We start from the raw sequence: 13,401 nt of genomic DNA, 5'->3' as shown, positions 1-13,401 counted from the left end.
GATTAACTCCTCTATTATAACCCGGAATAGACGGATTTGCGTCGATGGATTTGAACTCAAGTCACTGCTCTGTCAGCAATGTGTCCAATAGGCGAACAGCATCTTCCGCTTCTGCACAAACGAGGAGTATCGTATCGTCACCGGCGATTGTGCCGAGCAAACCTGCGTGGTTCATACTGTCGATCATGGCTCCAATGGCATGTGCATTCCCCGGCAAAACCTTAATGACCACTAGGTTCCCCGTCCTCGCCTTTGAGACAAACACGTCGGCTAGCTTTCGACGCAAAGCGTCCAATGTGATGGTTGCTGCAACAACCGGTATCGCATATTTGTATCGCCCGCTTGCTCCAACGACTTTGATCAGCTGCAGTTCCTTGATGTCACGCGAGATTGTTGCCTGTGTGACGGCATATCCGGATTCTTCTAGCGCTCGAACGAGTTCCTCTTGAGTTTCGATTTCGAACTGACTGACCAGTTCGCGTATGCGCATTAGGCGCTGTTCTTTCACGTTTGCATCCTCCTACTAAAATGATGCGCAGATCCGCAAAAATCATTACCCTCATGATGATCCTTGCTTTCCGAACGCCTCCAAAATGAATTAAACTTTTGGTGGGGGGAGGCTGATAAAATGACCGAAGGTCGACGAATTTTGCATATTGACATGAACGCGTTTTACGCTTCGTGCCACGCAGCCGAAGAGCCGGACAAGTATGCTGGCCGGCCAACCGCAGTCGCCGGAAGTCCGGAGACCCGCCACGGGATTATTGTAACCGCAAGTTACGAGGCTCGTGCAAAAGGTGTCGAGACAACCATGACAGTTATGCAAGCCAAGCGAATTTGCCCGGATCTCCTCTTTATTCAACCCGACTTCGCACTATATCGGACCTATGCCCGAAAGGTGTTTGACATCGTCGGGCAGTTTACCCCACTCGTTGAAGTGGTCAGTATTGATGAATGTTACGCTGATGTGACAGGAAGTCGACTGTTTGGAACGGGCATTGAGATCGCAAAAGCCATTCAAAAGACGATTCGCGATGAACTGCGACTCCCCTGCTCGATTGGTGTTGCGGATTGCAAGTTTTTTGCGAAGATGGGTAGTAACTTAAAGAAACCAATGGGCATTTCCATTGTTGATAAGTCGAATTTTAGGGAAATTCTCTGGCCAATGAACGTCAGTGATATGCATGGAGTCGGGGAGAAAACTGCAGCCAAGCTGCACTCGCTCGGGATACGTACGATCCGTCAGTTGGCAGAGGGCAACGACAGAACCATCGAGCGTGCGTTTGGCCTGAGGGGACTTGAACTAAAAGCATATGCAAATGGCCGGGATGATCGGCCGGTGACAGCGGAGCGTGCGCCTGCCAAGAGTATTGGTCACTCCATCACGCTACCGCAGGATGCAAAATCGTTTGAAGCACTACAGCGAGTCCTGCTCAACCTGGCAGACCAAGTTGGACGGAGAACTCGAAAACACGGTGTCGTTGGAAGGGTGCTTACACTCACTATCAGGTACGCGAACCTGGAAACATTTACGCGTCGAATCACGCTCCCTGTACACACGGATTTGACGGAACATATTTATCAAACTGCTCAAAGCCTGTTACAATCAAACTGGCGAGAAGGACATGCTATCCGACTTGTTGGTATCACGCTAAGTGAATTTCAGCAGAAGAACCCGACTTCGTCGATGAGTGTTCAAACAAGTTTATTCAATGCACCAGAGGAAGAAGCAAAGTTTACCTTGACGAAACGCCTCGAGAAGTTAACTGCAGTGACGGATGCATTGCGAAACCGTTTCGGGGAAGACATCGTGGTTCGTGGACGAATGTTGCAACCGGACGACAGCAATGCACTGCGTAACCACCGGTCACGCGGTACATCGCTGCAAACAGACCAGTTGTATGATAAGGAGTAGTTCTTGTGGAATTTATGAACGGTACCCTTGATCCGATCGTTTCCATTTTTTTATGTTTGGCATGTGCCATTGGTCTCGTTATGTGGATCAGCAGAAGCGCAAAGTAAGGCTCCCCTTGGGATAGACGCTACGCTCGAACACGTTGCTGGTGCAGTGGTTCCTCTGTACTGGCGACGCTCACCTCCTGCTCTTCCAAGAGGCGTTTGCGCTCCTTGTCAGCCCCGAACAAAAAGTACAAATTGGCCCCCACGCATAGCGCGACGAACAACAACCAGGATGCAGTGAATGTTCCACTTAAACCGTGAGTCAGCGGCGGCATTTTAGGTACACCATAAACCGTTAACCCCACCAAAGCACATGTGTAAATAAAGGCTTTCTGCCGCCCGTTCGTGATCGTGCTCAATTTCCTTCGCATCGTTGTCTTTGCCCCTTTCCAAAAAGGCGTTCTTGTCCACTTGTATGCGGTTGGTTCCTCTTATATACCCCTTAGACGATATTGAGCTTCCGATTTTGCCCACGCATTATTCGACTTATAGAGGGCAAATTGAAAGAGCACCAGCCATCATTTCATGAGGGAGGCATCCTAATGAGCGTACTTGGCAGCTTCGACAATTGGCGCGAATTCCTTGGTGAACACGTCGACAAAGCACAATCCATGGGCCTTTCCGAGGAGCAGATCACGAACGTGGCATCCAAAATGGGCGATTTCCTCGCAGATCGAGTCGACCCGAAAAACGACGAACAGCGCTTGTTGAAGGAAATGTGGGATTGCGGTAACGACGAGGAACGCCGCGCGATTGCCAGCATAATGGTTAAGCTGTCGGATAAAGCGAACTAAAACGGGTAAATAAAAAGCGGGCCAACCAGGCCCGCTTTTTATTATCGAAATGGCAACTTAAAACTCGGCACTTTCACCAATCTTCAGTTCAATACCGTTTATTCCCTTATCTTTCAGGTCGCGAACAAACTGACCGCCGTCTTGCGCGATTAGGGGGAACGTATTGTAATGCATAGGAATGACGGTTTTAGCCCGTACCCATTCTGCAGCAATTAACGCATCTTCTGGCCCCATGGTGAAATTGTCACCGATTGGGAGCAGGGCGATATCTATATTGTTCAATTCACCGATGATTTTCATGTCGCCAAACAGACCGGTATCACCTGCGTGGTAAATCGTCTTACCATCCATAGTGATAAGGAAGCCAACCGGAGGACCGACATAAACCAGCCCGTTATCTGTTTCCATGCCAGAGCCGTGAAATGCTAACGTTAATTTCACACGTCCGAAGGGGAAGTCATGTTTCCCACCGATATGAAGTGGATGGACGTTCAACCCTTTACTACCATAGTAGTTGGCCAATTCATTCGGAGCAATGATGGTCGCATTACAGCGACGCGCGATGGCTTCTGCGTCAAGAACGTGATCGCCATGACCGTGTGTCAATAGGACATATGAAACGTTGACATCGTCTGGTTTAATGGTGGCTTTGTCGTTGCCGCTTAGAAACGGATCGATAATGATGCTGTCCTGACCGTTTTCAATAATAAAGCATGATTGTCCGTGGTATGTAAGTCTCATTCAGAGCGCCCCATTTCCTCATAGATTTGTTCAAGTGAGAGCAGACTGACCTCGTCCAGCGCCTCAGACAGGATCCGTTGAATGTCCATCATCAACACCTGTAACTCCATATCCGCCTGAAGATACGCCCTGGCGTCCTGGTTTAATTCAATGACTTCGCTGAGCTTTTGCATTTGGGACATCTTCTCGCTTGAAGGCGTTTGTCCCATCATCTGCTGAGCCTGGAGCTGAATTTGGCGTCGTTTGAAATCCTTTACCATCGAACTGGTTGATTCGTCTTGTTCAATTGCCCGTTTCGACTGCTCGGCCCGCTGATACGCGTCAGATTGACGGATACTGCGTACGAGTTCATGTGCTTTGTCGTACGGATTCAATACATCAGCCTCCTTTTGAACTTCTTTATTATAAATCGACGAATTTTTTCCGTACAAGCAGACTGCAGTCCACGACATTCGTTATACTAAAGCAAGTACAGTAATGAGGGATACATGATGAGTGAGCAGTCGATGACAATATATGACGCAATCGGCGGCGACAAGACGATGTCGAAGCTTGTTACGGAATTTTATTTACGAGTTGAAAAACATCCGCTTCTACGGCCAATATTCCCAGCGTCATTCGACGAAGTCCGAGAACGACAGTACTGGTTTTTGACACAGTTATTTGGCGGTCCACGCTTGTATATGGAGAATCGTGGTCAACCCATGTTGCGGGCACGACACCTGCCGTTCCCTATCACGAAAGAACACGCCCGGGCATGGCTGGGTTGTATGCAGGAAGCGATGATTGCTGCTGAAATCATTGAGCCTGCAAGAGAGGCAATGATGCAGCGGCTGACAATGACCGCATTTCACATGGTGAACACAGACTCGTAACCCCGACGGTCATTGCATGGGATGTAACTCCACGAGATACTCACGAAGACTTGAGGTGAATCATAATTTGAGTACAACGGGCAATCGTATTGCGGAACTGCGTAAACAACGCGGATTGACACAGGCGAAACTAGCACAAGAAGCAGGCATTTCAACAAGCGCCGTGGCGATGTACGAGACAAATCGTCGGCAACTGGACGAAAGCACGACACAACAACTCGCCGCAGCCTTGGGCGTCGATGTTTCCTTTCTTCGAGTAACCAATGAACCCGTGCACGATGAGGTTCGAATCGTCAAGTCAGCCTCGCCACAGGCATCGCATCAACAACCCGTGCCACCCGTCGACTTTGGCAGCGATGATGATCACCAGGAAGTCGGTAAGAAGCCATCGACCATCGCGCCAGGAGTCAAAGGAACCCAAGCAGCTCACCTAGCACAAAGGCAAGTCACCAAAGCGAGTGATGAACACCCTGATAAATCGGATCCAGGCTGGACAAGTCTGGCCTTGTCCCGAGATGAGGCACGATTCATTTTGTTCATGAGAATGAACCCTGACAGTTTGCCTTTTCTTCAGCAGTTTATGAATGCAGACCCGCAAAAGCGGAAACAAATCGAAAAGGCTTGGCGCCTTATCCATGCGTTCCAAGCCTAATCGCAAGTTATTTAAAAACGGATGAACCGGTGAAAGTCTTGTCACAATGCCTGAGCGTGCGTTATGAACGCACGTTCACGTCATTGCGGTATGGAACGGGGTCACGATAACCCGCCTCGGCGAACCCTTTCAAACGAAGGCGGCAACTGTCACATTCACCACAGGCCACCTCTTCTCCTAAATAGCAACTGGTCGTCAATTCGTAGGGTACGTGGATAGCCATTCCATTCCGAACGATCTCAGCTTTCGTCCAGTTGAGCAGCGGCGTTTCGATCCGAATAGGATGGCCCTCCACCCCTGCTTTCGTGCCAGCCGCAATGGTGGCCTGTACTTGCTCAATAAACTCCGGGCGACAGTCCGGATAGCCACTGAAGTCTAGTGCATTCACGCCAATGTAGATGGCAGTCGCGCCGATGACCTCGGCGTACGACGCAGCCATGGACAAAAACAACAAATTGCGTCCCGGAACATATGTGACTGGGATTTCTTCTGTCAACCCGCCTGTGGGGACATCTATCGAGTCATCCGTCAAGGCGCTTCCGCCAATTTGTCGGAGAAAGTCAAGCTTCACAATTTTATGATCGGATACCTCGTAGTGCTTGGCCACCCGTTCTGCGCATTTTAGCTCTATTTTATGCCGCTGACCGTAATCGAACGTCAACGGATATAAATCGTACCCCTTCTCTTTCGCCAACCCCATGCACGTTGTGCTGTCGAGTCCACCACTTAAAATGACAACTGCTTTTTCCATCACAGTTCCACCCCTGCTCTCAAATTCACGCCCTATTGTACATCAATGCGGGTGGTCAATGCTTTTACGGCTAACCGGACAAGTATCCACCGCATTTGCATTTCCGCCACTGGCCCGTGTATTCTCACATATAGCGTACGCCCGCCGTGAGAGGAGGGAATTGCCATGTTGCACCCTGAGAAGATCGAGCGGTTAAACCACCTCGCTCGCAAGTCGAAGCGTGAGACTCTCTCGGATGAGGAACGAGAAGAGCAACGCAAGCTGCGTGAGGAATACCTAACCAACTTCCGCAAGGAGTTCCGAAACCACCTGGATCATATCCATGTCGTCGATAAAGATGATATACCACCCACCACCAAGCATTAACAAGAAAAGCCTCACACCGAATCGACGGGTGAGGCTTTTCTCTATTGATAATGTTGTAGAGTTGGTGACACTGTTAGGCTCACATGCATTATCCGTGGCGAACGGCCTGCATGATCTGTGCAAAGAAAGTGCAGATTTCGTCTTGAATTTGGCCAAGCTGTGCTCTCACGTCACTCATTTGTGCCTGTAGTCCAGACAACTGAGCGTGCTCTTGGGTTAGCTGTTGAGAATTCTGGTTGACTGCCTGACTTAGATGTGTGATAGAGCCATTCCTGCCCGCTAGCCATATGATTAGAAGTGCAGCGACGATCACGACAACACCCACCCAAAACCAACGAGCGGTGTGCCGCCTTTCATCCCTGACAATGACAACTTCACGTTCCCGGTGTCGGCCGTCCGATTCTGAGGAATGACGATTCTTGGTGCTCGGGCCGTCCGACGCGTTCGTTTTTACCAAATGGTATCTTTGCGCCATCGTGATCGGTCCTCCTTAGATTCATCATCAAGTTGTCGTTTCGGAGATCTCGGCGAGACGTGAGACGACTCCACCCTTGATGACGGTTACCAAGAATGTTCGTAACAAAAAGTTCATTTTCGTCCGTCGATCCGTTTGGCTTCACCAGTTCCTGTATCGCCGCTCATTTCACAGCATCCCGGCGTAAGCGTGCGGAGTGATATATACGTGAAGCGTTGCATAAAGTAAAAGTGTTATGACAGCATGGAATATCTCCCCGATGGAAGACCACCATAGAAACAATAGGAAGGCGAGGGCCCCATGAAATCACTCACCTAAGTTGTGTAAGCCCACCTTACACGACTTACGATCACGATTTTTTGCGCTTCCACTGTTTGAGCAGTTGGACGAGTGCTGTAGACACCTGAAGCAGCAAAAGTGTGAGTTTCAGAGCGGACACGAGGTCCTTCATGATGGTCTCCCCTCTCAATTCGGGGCCCGACGTCTCCTACTATCATATATATTTACGAGTGTTCCGAAATATTCCGGTTGATGGACAAATGTTTTCGTGTTATAGGGCTTTTATTTTCGGTCACGGCGTAGTCTTTGTCTAGCGACTCACATCGAGCCACCCACCGGTCGCAGTTGGCCATGAAAGCGCAATACTTTTATAATGGAGATGGATTCATTTACGAGGACTTAGGAGGTGTAATCAGGGCCACCTGTGGCTCTGAGATGGCATGAAAATCGCAAACGGTGTTGAAATGCTAGAACTTGACATGAACTTTATGGGACATCAAAGTACCATTCACCCTACCTTATTGTTCGATGACGACAGTGCCATTCTCGTGGACGTTGGATTGCCCGGCCAGTTAGAAGAAATTAAAGCTGCTATGAATAAAGCCGGCGTCCCATTTGAACGTCTCCGTGGGGTCATTCTCACGCACCAGGATTTCGATCACATCGGTAGCCTCCCCGACGTGATCGCTAGCGCTGCCCAACCAATCGAAGTATACGCGCACGCAGAGGACAAGCCTTACATTGAAGGCGACAAAGAACCAATCAAAATGAATCGCGCACGCATTGAAAACATGCTAGCAAACTTACCGGAAGAAGAGAAAGCGAAAATTCAATCCATGTTCTCCAAACTACCAACCGGCAAAGTGACGAAAGAAGTTTCCGATGGTGACGTACTTCCCTTCTTCGGCGGAATTACGGTCATCTTCACGCCAGGCCACACACCCGGCCATATCAGCCTATATTTGAATGAAAGCAAAACACTCATCACCGGCGATGCCACAGTCAGCCAAGATGGTAAAATTATGGGTCCAAACCAGAACGCAACACCGGACATGCCGCTTGCAATGGCGTCTCAAAAGAAATTTACGAACTTTGATATTGTAAAAGTGATCTGCTACCACGGAGGCCTCTGCGACGACAACGTCAACGAGCAATTCCGTGCTCTGGCGAAGTAGGACCGATTAACTGCTTAAGCGGCTTACTGTAAACGCCAAACGCTTAACTGCCAAACACCGACAGACCGTCTCACTGGGACGGCTGTCGGTTCGCACACATTGATTCATGAACTGTCCACGGCTTTAGCGCTGAAATGTGAACATGATATAGCTTAGGTAGATGGCCGACGCAAACATCATGAGCGCTGACACGCGGCTGATGATCCGTGCCGATGACTGAAACATGACTCGCCCTGCAACGTGACCCATGACCGCAAGGGCAATAAACCACACCCAGGATACAACCGTACACGCCACACCAAAAGATATTCTTTCATTCCAGCTCGAGTACACAAGAACGCTCCCGCCAATGACAGCCAGTGTGTCCAGCCACGCATGGGGATTCAGCAGTGATACGGATGCAGCAAACCGAACTTGACGTTTGGTTGACCACGGGGACTGATTCGCACTGTCCTCCGTACTATCGTCTCGCCATGTCCGCCACCCCATGTAAAGCAAAAACACGATTCCAATTACCCCCATGGCCACGCGCAACCACACAAACGCAAACGCTGCGGAAGACAGCCCCACAACCGACAGGCCGATTAGCAATGTATCGCACAACGCAGCTGTAGCAATGGCAGGCATGGCACCCACCCAACGCTTTTGAACTGCCCCTTGCGTTAAAATGAATCCATTTTGCATACCAATTGGCATGATTAATCCAAATGAAAGAATAATTCCGTGAACGAACGCAATCAGCAACCGTCTCTCACTCCTCTATGCCTCTCCCTAGCCGGACGCTCTCGATTAGTTGCGTCTCTGTCAAATCTACTTTTGTACCATAGCATAAAATACCATATCTATTGAACTATGGCGGCAAGGTCGTTCAGGCATGTTTAAGCGCGAGAATCTGCTTTACGTCGTTGTGGATGATGGAACTTTATTCCTGGAAGTGGAGAAATTGTAGGGGTGGGGCGCCGTTTGGCCCCAGAGGCCCGCAGAAGACCGACACCCGAGGCCGTCACGCCATCGGCGACAGCCTCATGGTCCGACCCTCCGACCCGTTTCAACCCCGTCCACGGGCCTGTCGGCGCTGCCGGAAGCGAAGAATTTGGAAGCGGATGAAGCAGCCGATGCAAAATCCACAAATTGCGATAAAGGCTGCCAACAGCACCATGGCGGAAAAGACGTAGCCGATGACAAGCCAATGTGCTGCGTAGCCAATGAAACTGATACCCAGGCAGATGACCGCGATCCACTGGTTGAATTGCTGTTGGTCCCTGTCTTCTGGGATGTATTCAGAAATCGGTTTGCGCAAAAACTGTTTTGCCAGCCGCATCACAGGGTTGAAGTTCATTGCTAACCCAAGGACGCCTGCCACAAAGGGAATGAGTAGAATCCAGTGCAACTGAGTTAGCCATGCGGCCAAAACAGACAGAACTATGAACCACTGGTTGGTTCGTACAAGTGGTCTGGGAATGGAATTCGGGACAACCACATGTAACACCGACCTTTCTTATCAGTTTACCCGATTATGAACCCCGAGTGCGTTACCGTCAATGGTGTCCCATCGCGTGACATACACCCATTGCCACTTGCATCCCACCCGTGCTACGGTATACTATCATTTGACAAGAATATAGCCTGCGATGAGGCCGAGTAACCATTGGACGTGCCCAAGAGAGTGGGGGCTGGTGAAAACCCATGCACCGTACTTTGGTGAATATCTCCTCTGAGGCATCTGCTGAACGTGCGACGTCATGTCGGCCAACTAAGCAGCATCGGGTTCTCCCGTTATCGAGAAGCGAACGGTTTTTAGCGGCGACGCAACGTGGCGTCCTACAGACCTTCGGCTAATGGAACGACAGCAGCGAAATTATTTGCCGTCGTTAAGTTGGGTGGTACAGCGAGCAAACACTCGTCCCTTCACGGGCGGGTGTTTTTTTATTTTTCCACGATTACCCACGATTCTAGGAAATGCAGGAGAGGACAACAAGCACACGTAGGAATAGGGAGTGAACGTAAGTGGCATTGCGCAAAGTCGATGCAAAAGAAGCTGCAAAATCGCGTGAAGAACGCGTTCTATCGTTCTGGCACGAACACGATGTGTTTCATAAAAGTGAAGCCATCCGCAGGGGTGGGCCCGAGTGGGTCTTTTACGAGGGTCCGCCGACGGCGAACGGACTACCGCATCCGGGGCACGTCTTGACGCGTGTATTTAAGGACATCTATCCGCGGTATCGGACCATGAAAGGTTACCACGTTGAGCGCAAGGCTGGTTGGGATACGCATGGGTTGCCGGTGGAGATCGAGATCGAGAAGAAGTACGGCATCAGCGGCAAGAAGCAAATCCAAGAGTTTGGCGTGGAACGATTCGTTCAGGAGTGCCGATCCAGCGTCTTCAAATATGAAGAAACGTGGCGTCGCCTAACGGAGCGCTTGGGCTATTGGACGGATCTCGATCACCCCTACATGACCCTCACCGACGACTACATCGAGTCCGTGTGGAACCTGCTCAAGACGATTTACGACAAGGGGCTCTTGGAACAGGGACACCGCGTGAGCCCGTATTGTCCGCACTGCGAGACGACGCTGTCCAGCCACGAAGTGGCACAAGGCTATGCGGACGTGAAGGACCTGTCGGTGACGGCGAAGTTCCGCGTGAAGGACGGCGACATCGACGGACGTCCGACATACATTCTCGCCTGGACGACGACCCCGTGGACACTGCCGAGCAACGTGGCTCTGGCTGTGCACGAGGATTTACAGTACGTCCTCATTCACCAAAAGGAAGCCGGGGAGAACGTCTGGGTGGCTGACGGTCTCAAGGACAACTTCCTAGGCGAAGGCGACGAGATCATCGCGATGAAATCCGGTCGCGATCTCGTCGGCACAGCGTACGAGCCCGTCTTCCCATATGTCACTGTGGAAGGCAAGAAACACATCGTCATCGCGTCCGGCCACGTGACAGATGAATCCGGTACAGGTATCGTCCACATGGCACCGGCTCACGGCGAAGACGACTACAAGGCCTGCCGCAATGCCGGCATCGTGTTCATCAACTTCGTCGACTACACTGGCTGTTTCACGAGTGATGTTGCGGACTACGAAGGGCGCTTCGTGAAGGATGAGGAACTGAATGTCGATCTCGTCAAGTCCCTCGCCCACCGCGGCGTACTCTATGAGAAGCACAAGTTTGAGCACTCGTATCCGCACTGCTGGCGCTGCGACACGCCGCTCATCTACTACGCCATCGACAGTTGGTTCATCCGCACGACCGAAGTGAAAGACCAGCTCATCGCCAATTCGAAAAGCGTCAACTGGATCCCGGAACACGTGCGCGATGGGCGTATGGGTAACTTCCTTGAGAACGTGATCGACTGGAACTTGTCCCGCAGCCGTTATTGGGGGACGCCGCTGCCAGTTTGGCGCTGTCAGTCGTGTGGCAAGATGGAGTGCATCGGCTCCAAAGCGGAACTCGAGGCGAAAGCCAGACGTCTGCCAAAAGAGCTGCACAAACCGTATATCGACGAGCTGACGTGGTCCTGTGAATGCGGTGGGACGATGGAGCGCGTTTCGGAAGTGATCGACGTGTGGTTCGACTCAGGCAGCATGCCGTTTGCACAGTTGCACTATCCGTTCGAGAACCAGGAAGCGTTCAAGCGCCTGTACCCGGCAGATTACATCTGCGAGGCTATCGACCAAACGCGCGGCTGGTTCTACAGCCTCCTGGCCATCTCGACACTCGTGACGGGGAAGGCTCCGTATAAAAATGTGCTCGTGCTCGGGCACGTTCTGGATGAGCACGGGAAGAAGATGTCGAAGTCGAAGGGCAACGTGATCGATCCGTTCGAGGCATTTGACATGCACGGCGCGGACGCACTCCGCTTCTACTTCATCTCGAACACGTACCCGTGGAACTCGCAGTTGTTCTACCACAAGGCGGTCGCTGAGAGCAAAGGCAAATTTATCGATCTCCTGCAGAACATCCACGCCTTCTACGCTCTGTACGCAGGCATCGACCAGTTCGATCCGGCCGCGAAGTTCATTCCGGTCGCCGACAGGCCGCTCATGGATCGTTGGATTACGGCGCGCTTGCACCAAACAGTAAGGACTGTCGATACGTCAATGGACAAGTACGACGCAACGACAGCGGCTCGGGCGCTGCAGGCGTTCGTGGACGAATTGTCGACCTGGTATGTCCGCCGCAACCGCGACAGGTTCTGGGCACCCGGCATGGAAGACGACAAAGTGGCTGCATATCTCACACTGTACGAAGTGCTGAAAACAGTTGCCCTCTTGGCTGCACCGCTCACACCGTTCATGGCGGAGGAACTGTACCAGAACATCGTGCGCCAAAATGAATCGACGACCGATCCGGTGAGCGTACACTTGTGCGACTTCCCGCAAGCTGACGAGTCGCTCATCGATGAATCGCTCATTCGTGAAATGGCAGCCGTCCTACGCGTCGTTGAAGGCGGTCGTCACCTGCGCAACGAAAGCAAAATCAAAACGCGTCAACCGCTGTCGAAGCTGTATGTGCCAGCTTCCGAAGAGGCGACGCTCGGCAAGTTCGTGGACATCATCAAAGACGAGTTGAACGTCAAGGACGTTGTGTTTGCAGAGCTCGACGAGATCGCGAAACCGGAGTTGTACTTGAACTTGGCGACGGTCGGTAAATCATTTGGGAAGAAGACACCTGTTCTCAACCAGGCAGCCAAGGCAGCGAGTGCTGAGACCATCGCGAAATTCAGGAGCGAAGGGTCGGTCGTGATCGAGGGTGAGACGCTCACGACGGAGCACGCGGAAGTTCGCTATGCCGCCAACTTCGAGGGGCTCATCTCCGTCGATGCGCGCGGATTTGTCGGACTGAACACGGAATTGACGCCGGAACTGGTCGAGGAAGGCTTCGTGCGCGAGATCATCTCGAAGATGCAGATGATGCGCAAAGAAGTTGACTACGGCGTCACGCACAAAGTCCGCTTCCATGCGACCGGCGACAGTGAAGTGTTGGATATCTTGAAGCGCAACCGGGATCGGATCGCTGGCACGGTTCTCGTTCGCGAGTTTGTGGATGCGCCCATGAACGATGCAGACCTGTCGAAAGACTGGGATGTGAACGGGAAGCACCTCACACTTGCTGTTGGCCGATGACCTGACTTCCATAGCCGACACAGAACATGTATGTTGCCATGTCGCATCGTTTGACATAACCAAAGGGGATAGCTCCGCGTATTCGATACGTCTGGAGCTGTCCCCTGATTCTTTGTACCAAGTATACAGGGAGTCCCCGTATTGAACGTCGCAACCAAGACGTCTGTTCTCCTCCCCATCCGCGCATTTTCGTCCCAC

Annotated in this window: 15 protein-coding genes and 1 other annotated feature; of the genes, 7 read left to right on the top strand and 8 right to left on the bottom strand. The window is 51.5% G+C overall.

The window, feature by feature from the left end:
• Window positions 1-61: 61 nt before the first annotated feature.
• Window positions 62-508 (bottom strand): arginine repressor, encoded by a 447-nt coding sequence (gene argR, locus NZD86_RS05395; RefSeq protein ID WP_268045463.1) that lies wholly within the window; start codon window positions 506-508, stop codon window positions 62-64.
• 120 nt (window positions 509-628) lie between these two features.
• On the opposite strand from argR, the gene NZD86_RS05390 reads away from it, so the two are divergent.
• A complete protein-coding gene (locus NZD86_RS05390; RefSeq protein ID WP_268045462.1) occupies window positions 629-1,915 on the top strand; it encodes a DNA polymerase IV in 1,287 nt (428 codons plus the stop codon).
• A gap of 127 nt (window positions 1,916-2,042) precedes the next feature.
• Here the strand turns inward: NZD86_RS05390 and NZD86_RS05385 are convergent, their stop codons facing one another.
• Window positions 2,043-2,330 carry a hypothetical protein gene (locus tag NZD86_RS05385; RefSeq protein WP_268045461.1) on the bottom strand — a complete coding sequence of 96 codons (288 nt, stop codon included), beginning with the start codon at window positions 2,328-2,330 and terminating at the stop codon, window positions 2,043-2,045.
• Window positions 2,331-2,501: 171 nt separating this feature from the next.
• On the opposite strand from NZD86_RS05385, the gene NZD86_RS05380 reads away from it, so the two are divergent.
• The gene (locus NZD86_RS05380; RefSeq protein WP_268045460.1) at window positions 2,502-2,753 is read left to right on the top strand and encodes a DUF3243 domain-containing protein; all 252 of its coding nucleotides are present in this window, start codon (window positions 2,502-2,504) and stop codon (window positions 2,751-2,753) included.
• Window positions 2,754-2,810: 57 nt separating this feature from the next.
• On the opposite strand, the gene NZD86_RS05375 is transcribed toward NZD86_RS05380, so the two are convergent.
• Window positions 2,811-3,494, bottom strand: coding sequence for a metal-dependent hydrolase (locus NZD86_RS05375; protein WP_268045459.1), 684 nt, complete (start codon window positions 3,492-3,494; stop codon window positions 2,811-2,813).
• Complete coding sequence (locus NZD86_RS05370) at window positions 3,491-3,868, bottom strand: YlbF/YmcA family competence regulator (RefSeq protein WP_268045458.1); 378 nt, start codon at window positions 3,866-3,868, stop codon at window positions 3,491-3,493. Before NZD86_RS05370 ends, NZD86_RS05375 begins: the two co-directional genes overlap by 4 nt.
• A 117-nt stretch (window positions 3,869-3,985) precedes the next feature.
• Here NZD86_RS05370 and NZD86_RS05365 point away from each other — a divergent pair, with 117 nt between their 5' ends.
• Both NZD86_RS05365 and NZD86_RS05360 read left to right on the top strand, forming a co-directional pair.
• A complete protein-coding gene (locus tag NZD86_RS05365; protein WP_268045456.1) occupies window positions 3,986-4,369 on the top strand; it encodes a globin domain-containing protein in 384 nt (127 codons plus the stop codon).
• 67 nt (window positions 4,370-4,436) lie between these two features.
• On the top strand, window positions 4,437-5,021 hold the full coding sequence (locus NZD86_RS05360) for a helix-turn-helix domain-containing protein (protein ID WP_268045454.1): 585 nt from the start codon (window positions 4,437-4,439) through the stop codon (window positions 5,019-5,021).
• 61 nt (window positions 5,022-5,082) lie between these two features.
• Here the strand turns inward: NZD86_RS05360 and queC are convergent, their stop codons facing one another.
• Window positions 5,083-5,772, bottom strand: a complete 690-nt coding sequence (gene queC / locus NZD86_RS05355; RefSeq protein WP_268045453.1) for a 7-cyano-7-deazaguanine synthase QueC — start codon at window positions 5,770-5,772, stop codon at window positions 5,083-5,085.
• Between the two features lie 165 nt (window positions 5,773-5,937).
• Between queC and NZD86_RS05350 the strand changes: the two genes are divergently transcribed.
• On the top strand, window positions 5,938-6,138 hold the full coding sequence (locus tag NZD86_RS05350; protein ID WP_268045452.1) for a DUF896 domain-containing protein: 201 nt from the start codon (window positions 5,938-5,940) through the stop codon (window positions 6,136-6,138).
• 88 nt (window positions 6,139-6,226) lie between these two features.
• On the opposite strand, the gene NZD86_RS05345 is transcribed toward NZD86_RS05350, so the two are convergent.
• The gene (locus NZD86_RS05345) at window positions 6,227-6,613 is read right to left on the bottom strand and encodes a hypothetical protein (protein ID WP_268045451.1); all 387 of its coding nucleotides are present in this window, start codon (window positions 6,611-6,613) and stop codon (window positions 6,227-6,229) included.
• Between the two features lie 719 nt (window positions 6,614-7,332).
• Between NZD86_RS05345 and NZD86_RS05340 the strand changes: the two genes are divergently transcribed.
• Window positions 7,333-8,067: an MBL fold metallo-hydrolase gene (locus NZD86_RS05340; protein WP_268045450.1), complete on the top strand. Its 735-nt coding sequence runs from the start codon at window positions 7,333-7,335 to the stop codon at window positions 8,065-8,067.
• Between the two features lie 123 nt (window positions 8,068-8,190).
• Here NZD86_RS05340 and NZD86_RS05335 read toward each other — a convergent pair whose 3' ends face one another.
• Together NZD86_RS05335 and NZD86_RS05330 are read right to left on the bottom strand one after the other, a co-directional pair.
• On the bottom strand, window positions 8,191-8,811 hold the full coding sequence (locus NZD86_RS05335; protein WP_268045448.1) for a LysE/ArgO family amino acid transporter: 621 nt from the start codon (window positions 8,809-8,811) through the stop codon (window positions 8,191-8,193).
• A gap of 304 nt (window positions 8,812-9,115) precedes the next feature.
• Window positions 9,116-9,556, bottom strand: a complete 441-nt coding sequence (locus NZD86_RS05330; protein ID WP_268045447.1) for a DUF4395 domain-containing protein — start codon at window positions 9,554-9,556, stop codon at window positions 9,116-9,118.
• A gap of 130 nt (window positions 9,557-9,686) precedes the next feature.
• Window positions 9,687-9,978 (top strand) — a binding site (T-box leader).
• Window positions 9,979-10,074: 96 nt separating this feature from the next.
• On the opposite strand from NZD86_RS05330, the gene ileS reads away from it, so the two are divergent.
• Window positions 10,075-13,203: an isoleucine--tRNA ligase gene (gene ileS / locus NZD86_RS05325; protein WP_268045446.1), complete on the top strand. Its 3,129-nt coding sequence runs from the start codon at window positions 10,075-10,077 to the stop codon at window positions 13,201-13,203.
• Window positions 13,204-13,401: the final 198 nt, after the last annotated feature.

The sequence above is a fragment of the Alicyclobacillus dauci genome (genome assembly GCF_026651605.1).
Taxonomy (GTDB): Bacteria; Bacillota; Bacilli; order Alicyclobacillales; family Alicyclobacillaceae; genus Alicyclobacillus; species Alicyclobacillus dauci.
Note: the sequence above shows the minus strand (reverse complement) of the source record. Positions and strands in the feature narration are given on the sequence as shown.